This is a genomic window from Streptomyces alkaliphilus (assembly GCF_014141535.1).
In the GTDB taxonomy this organism is placed as follows: Bacteria; Actinomycetota; Actinomycetes; order Streptomycetales; family Streptomycetaceae; genus Streptomyces; species Streptomyces alkaliphilus.
This window is the reverse complement of sequence record NZ_VKHT01000240.1, coordinates 1-5,912: the sequence shown is the minus strand read 5'-3', so window position 1 is coordinate 5,912 and position 5,912 is coordinate 1. Positions and strand designations below refer to the sequence as shown.

5 protein-coding genes are annotated in these 5,912 nt (G+C 75.3%); 1 reads left to right on the top strand and 4 read right to left on the bottom strand.

What is annotated here, in order from left to right; translation table 11 throughout:
- Positions 1 to 55: 55 nt before the first annotated feature.
- From FNQ90_RS10170 to FNQ90_RS10155, 4 genes are all read right to left on the bottom strand, one after another.
- Positions 56 to 847, bottom strand: coding sequence for a polyprenol monophosphomannose synthase (locus tag FNQ90_RS10170; protein ID WP_323379867.1), 792 nt, complete (start codon positions 845 to 847; stop codon positions 56 to 58).
- Positions 844 to 2,670: an apolipoprotein N-acyltransferase gene (gene lnt, locus FNQ90_RS10165; RefSeq protein ID WP_182606072.1), complete on the bottom strand. Its 1,827-nt coding sequence runs from the start codon at positions 2,668 to 2,670 to the stop codon at positions 844 to 846. Before lnt ends, FNQ90_RS10170 begins: the two co-directional genes overlap by 4 nt.
- A gap of 609 nt (positions 2,671 to 3,279) precedes the next feature.
- Positions 3,280 to 4,947, bottom strand: a complete 1,668-nt coding sequence (locus FNQ90_RS10160; RefSeq protein WP_182606071.1) for an amidohydrolase — start codon at positions 4,945 to 4,947, stop codon at positions 3,280 to 3,282.
- Positions 4,948 to 5,008: 61 nt separating this feature from the next.
- Complete coding sequence (locus tag FNQ90_RS10155) at positions 5,009 to 5,449, bottom strand: Lrp/AsnC family transcriptional regulator (protein ID WP_182606070.1); 441 nt, start codon at positions 5,447 to 5,449, stop codon at positions 5,009 to 5,011.
- A 264-nt stretch (positions 5,450 to 5,713) separates the two neighbouring features.
- Here FNQ90_RS10155 and FNQ90_RS10150 point away from each other — a divergent pair.
- On the top strand, positions 5,714 to 5,912 hold a 199-nt coding region (locus FNQ90_RS10150), incomplete at its 3' end, for a hypothetical protein (RefSeq protein WP_182606069.1).

Genomic DNA, 5,912 nt, shown 5'->3' with positions numbered 1-5,912 from the left:
GAACGGAACGACGGGCACGGGGGTCACGCGGTTGCGGAGTGGCGGAGGTCATGACTCAAGTGTGCCCGCGCCGGGTCAGTGTGCGGAAACGGGAGGCGATGCCCCAGGCCGTGACCCGCCACAGGGCCTCGGCCACGATCTCCCGGCTCATCTTGCTGTCCCCGGTGGTGCGCTCCACGAAGGTGATGGGCACCTCCACCACCCGCAGTCCCGCCCGCACCGCCCGATGGGCGAGGTCGACCTGGAAGCAGTAGCCCCGCGCCGCAACATCCGCCATCAGTTCCGGGGTCAGTGCGCTCCGACGCAGCGCCCGGTACCCGCTGGTGACATCGCGCAGCGGCAGGTCGAGCAGCAGCCGGGAGTAGCCGCTGCCACCGCGCGAGAGGAGCTGGCGGCGGCGTGGCCAGCGCACGATGCGACCGCCGGGCACCCAGCGGGACCCGATGACCAGGTCGGCCCGGCCCAGCGCGGTGAGCAGCCGGGGAAGTTGCTCGGGGAGGTGCGAGCCGTCCCCGTCCATCTGCACCAGGGCCCGGTAGGAGCGCTCCAGACCCCAACGGAAGCCGTCCAGATAGGCGGCGCCCAGGCCGTCCTTGCCCGCCCGGTGCAACACGTGGACGGCGGGGTCGGCGGCGGCCAGACGGTCGGCCACCCGCCCCGTGCCGTCGGGACTGTCGTCGTCGACCACCAGGACATCGGCCTCCGGTACCTCCCGGCGGAGCCGCTCGACCAGCGGCGGGAGGTTGGCCGCTTCGTTGTAGGTGGGGATCACCACCAGCACGGGCCCCACCGACTCCGCCGGTTCCCGGGGGTCCTCTCCGGTGCCGGACGCGCACGGGCCGCTCACGCCGCGACGTCCCGGGGCCGTTCGCCGTGCGTCGGGGCGGGGTCGCCGGCGCCGGCCGCCGTGCCCGCTCCCCCGGCCCGCCGGTCACGCAGGCGGGCTCCTCCCCACACCACCAGACCGAGCAGCGCCAACCCCCATTCGGGCGCGGCGCCCACCCGGTCGGCGACGGTGCGCTCGTCGCGCAACGGGAGCTCCCCCACCAGCACCTCCCGGGTGAACTCCTCGGTGCGCTGCACGATGGTGCCGTCCGGGGCGACGATGGCGCTGATGCCACTGGTGGCGGCGGTGACGATCGCCCGGCCGTGTTCGACGGCCCGCAGCTCCGACATGGCCAGTTGCTGCTCGGGTTGCCCGGTGTGGCCGTAGGTCGCGTTGTTCGTCTGGATCACCAGGGCGCGGGCCCCGGCGTTGACGGTGTCGCGGACTATGCCGTCGTAGGCCACCTCGAAGCAGATGACGTCCCCGAGCCGGGCGGGCCCGACGTCGAGGACGCCGGTCTCCTCCCCGGGCCAGAAATCACGGGGCACCCGTTCGAGCCGGGTGATCACCTTGCTCAGCTGGGCGCGGAAGGGAACGTATTCGCCGAAGGGGACGGGGTGCTGTTTGGTGTAGGAGTCGCCCGGACCGGTCACCGGGTCCCAGACGATGCCCTGGTTCTCCACGTACCCCTCTTCGGTCGGGTGGTCCACCAGGGCTCCGACCAGGATCGGCACACCGATCGCGCGGGCGGCCCGGTCGATGGCGGCGCGTGCCTGCGGGTGACGGTGGGGGTCGAGGTCGGAGGCGTTCTCCGGCCAGATCACCAGGTCGGGAGCGTCGACGCGCCCCTCGCGGACGTCCCGGGCCAGGTCGAGGGTGGCCTCCACGTGGTTGTTGAGGATCAGCATCGGCCGACCGAGGAAGTCCATGCCGGGCTGCTGGACGTTGCCCTGCACCACGGCGATGCGCACCGTCTCGGCCGGCTCGGTGGGCACGGGGACCGTCCGCCCGACCATGAGGGTGCCGCCGGCCGCCAGGAGGGCCAGGGCGGCGCCGGCGAGGGGCGGCACGGGCCGCCGACCGCCCCGGGGGGCGATCACCGGGGCGGACATCCGACCACGTGCCCGGAGGACCGTGCCGAGGCGGAGGAGGACGAGGGCCAGCAGGGCGCCGGTGAGTGCCACCGCGAAGGTCACCAGGGGCGCCCCGCCCAGCGCGGCGAGCGGGGTGAAGGGGGTGGAGGTGTTGGCGAAGGCCAATCGCCCCCAGGGGAAGCCACCCAGCGGGATCCGGTCGCGGGCCCACTCCTGGGCGACCCACAGGCAGGCCGTCCACACCGGCCACCACGAAAGGCGGGAGACGCCGGCCAGCCCGGCGCCCAGTGCCGCGAGGAAGAGCGCCTGCAGGAACGCCAGGCCCAGGACCGCGTCCCAGCCGATGACGTGGAGCCACTTCAGCAGCACCACGAAGAAGGGCAGGCCGAAGCAGAAACCGAGCAGGGCGCCCCCGCGGGCTCCGGAGCCCCGGACCAGCAGGCTCAGCGCCGCGACCGCGAGCACCGACAGCGGCCACCACCCGTAGGGCGGGAAGGCGAGGGCGAGGCCCGCGCCGGCCGGGACGGCGACGGCGGCACGGGCCATCGCGCCGGGCAGCGCCGCCCGTATCCGCCCCCACCGCGGGGAGCCGGGGGTCCCGGAGTCCGCCGTCACGACGTCCGACGGAGCGGCGGGCCGGGCGGTATCGGCGGGGGCGCCGGTTTCCGCCGCGGGCCGGTCACCGGCGCCGGGAGCGCGCCCGGCGCGGTCGTCGTCGGCGACGGGGGCGGTCGGGTGGCCGGCCGGCATGGGCGTGGTCCTCACGGGAGACAAGACGGTTCGGTGATCGACCGTACCGCGTCCCGCCCCGTCTGGGGCCGGTCGGGGAGGCGATGCCGGATGACAGCCCGCCGGGCGGCGGGCGGGGTCCGATGCTCTTCGGGCCGATCCCCGGGGTCGCTGGCTGCGGCACCCCGGGGCCGTTGTCTGTTGAGCACCGGACCCCACCCGGGTCGCACCCGCCCGGAGGGTGGGGCCCGGCGCCCGCCCGCGCCGATACCGGACCTGGCTCCCGGTGGGGGTCGTGGTGACCCGTCACCCTGTGATCCGACGGCTTTCGGCGGGCGCCCGGGCACACCGACCGGTACGTCCCGTGGTGGACGCGGCCGAACCTACCTCTCGGCTCCAACCGGCTGTCAACACGCCCGCGACCTGCGAAGATCTCATGAACTCGCAGGTCGGGGACGCACGATGGGGGAAACCACCGGCGTGTCGGGCAGCCGGGCGGGCCCGGAGGCCCCGAACCGAGCGGGCGCGCCGGGCACCGGCCGGGTACCGATGAATCACCCGTTCGGGCCGGCGGAAACGGCGTCGGACTCCGAACGCGCCGCCGCTGTGGGGCGCTTGAGGGGGACGCGATCAGCCCGCCGTGTGGATCACCCGCCCGGCGACCACCGTGCGCAGGCACACCGGAGAGGGTTCACCGGGTGAGAGATCCGGAAGGCCGGGAGTGGCGGAACGCGGGTCGGTGGACCAGCGGGCGACCCGGTCGTCGGGGGCCTGCACCACCAGCTCGCCCACCCGCCACACGGCGTAGTCGGCCGGGGCCCCGGGCACCAGCACCCCGCCGTCGTCGCGCCCCAGGGCCCGCCAACCACCCCGGGTGTGGGCGGCGAAGGCGGCCCGGACGGAGATCCGGTGGGCCGGGTTCCGGTGGTGGGCGGCGGCCCGCAGCGCTCCCCAGGGGTCCAGCGGCGTCACGGGGGCGTCGGAGCCCAGGGCGAGGGGCACGCCGGCCCGCAGGAGCGCCGCGAAGGGGTTGAGACCGGCGGCGCGCTCGCGGCCCAGCCGCGTCGCGTACATGCCGTCCGGACCTCCCCAGGCCGCGTCGAAGGCCGGTTGCACCGAGGCGGTCAGGGCCAGGTCGGCGAAGGCCGCCACGGTGTCGGCGGTGAGCATCTCGGCATGCTCGACCCGGTGTCGCAGGGCCCGGACCCGGTCGACGCCCACCCGCCCGGCGGCCGTCCGTACGCCCTCGAGCACGGTGGCGACCGCCACGTCTCCGATGGCGTGGAAGCCGGCCTGCACCCCGGCCAGGGTGCAGGCGGTCACGTGATCGGCGACCGCCGCGACGTCGAGGTGGGCGGTGCCGTGGCGGTGCGGGGCGTCCTCGTAGGGGGCCTCCAACAGCGCGGTGTGCGAGCCCAGGGAACCGTCGACGAACAGGTCTCCGGCGGCGCCCGCGGCCCCGAGTTCCCGGATCGCCACCGCGGCGTCCGGTTCGGTGACCGCCTCGGCCCAATAGCCGTGCACCCGCGGGGCCGGGTCCTCGGCCGCCAGGCGGAACAGGTCGGTGAGGTCCTCCACCGAGGAGATCTCGGGACCGGCGCACTCGTGCAGGCCGCCGATGCCCAGTTCCGCGGCGTGCCGGAGGGCGGCGCGCTGGGCCGCCCGGCGCACGGTGGGCCCGATGGAACCGTGGGCCGCCCGGCGCACGGCGTGGTGGGCGGCGTCGGTGAGGGGGCCGTCGGCGTCGAAGCCCGGTTGGCCGGTGACGCCGGGGAGCCGGTCCACCAGGGCGGTGGAGACCAGGGCGGAGTGGACGTCCACCCGGGTGAGGTAGGCGGGCCGCCCTCCCGCCGCCTCGTCCAGGCGGTCCCGGCCCGGCGGCCGGGGGTCGGACCATCCGGCGGTGTCCCAGCCGTGGCCGAGGACGACCTCGTCGGCGGGAAGGCGGTGGGCGTGCTCCCGGACCCGCCGCAGCAGGTCCTCCGCGTCCCGGGCACCGGACAGGTCCAGGCCGGTGAGGGCCAGCCCGGTGGCGGTGGCGTGCACGTGGGCGTCCACGAAGGCCGGGGTGACCAGGGCCCCCCGCAGGTCGACGACCTCGTCGGCGATCTCCGTGAAGGAGTCGGCGGCGCCCTCGGCCCCGACCCAGGCGACGGTGTCGCCGCGCACCACCATGGCGGTGGCGAAGGGATCGGCCGGGGTGTGGACGGTGCCGCCGCGCAGCAGCACGGTGCGGGGCGGGGCCCCCGGTTCGGGAGCGGGGGATCCGGGCTCTTCGGGTGTGGTGCGCCGACTCATGTCGATCAGTTTCGCCCGGACCCCGCACGGGTCGGTGGCCGGGGTCGCGGCGGCGGCCGACTCACACCCGTGGCGGGCGGGCCTCGTAGGGGGTGGAGAGGACCACGGTGGTCCGGGTGGAGACGCCTGCCAGCGAACGGACCCGGGCCAGCAGGTGTTCCAACTCGGCCGGGCCGGCGACCCGGACCTTGAGGATGTAGTTCTCCTCGCCGGCGACGCTGTGGCAGGCCTCGATCTCGGGTACCCCCGCGAGCCGGTCGGCGATGTCGTCGGGCGCGCTGGGGTCGAAGGGCTTGACCGAGATGAAGGCCGTCAGCGGCAACCCCAGCGCGTCGGGGTCCACGACGGCGGCGTAGCCGCGGATCACCCCGCGCTGCTCGAGACGGCGCACCCGCTGGTGGACGGCGGAGGTGGACAGCCCGGTGGCCCTGCCCAGGTCGGTGTAGCTCATGCGACCGTCTCGCAGGAGCAGTTCCACGATGTTCCGGTCCAGTTCCTCCACAGTCGGTCAACCTACCCGCAGCCGGTGCGGGCGAACAGCCGGGGGCGGGACGTGCACGCCGCGTGTCCGCCCTCCGTCCCCGAGGCCCCCCGTACCGGCGCACGGGGGCGCATCCGGTCACCCGGACTGTGATCAAGCCCACAATCGTGTCGCCGTGTGCGGCGACGCGCCGTGATTAGTGGGACCCCGTCACGGGCAGTGCTTGCTGTGGCCCGGGCCACAGTTCGGCGCCCGCGGGCCACAGTTTCGCATCTGGGGGATGCCATGCGCACCGTGAAGACCATCGGCCGCACCGTCCGGGACGCCTCCGAGCGCCGTTCGGAGCGTTCCGTCCCCGTCCGGACGACCGCCGGAAGCCGGGGCCGAACCATCGTTTCCGCCCCCCGGGAGCACCTGATCCCGGTGGTGGACACCGACCCGACGCCGGAGCCGATCCTCCCCGCCCGCCCCTCCGGCTGTCTCT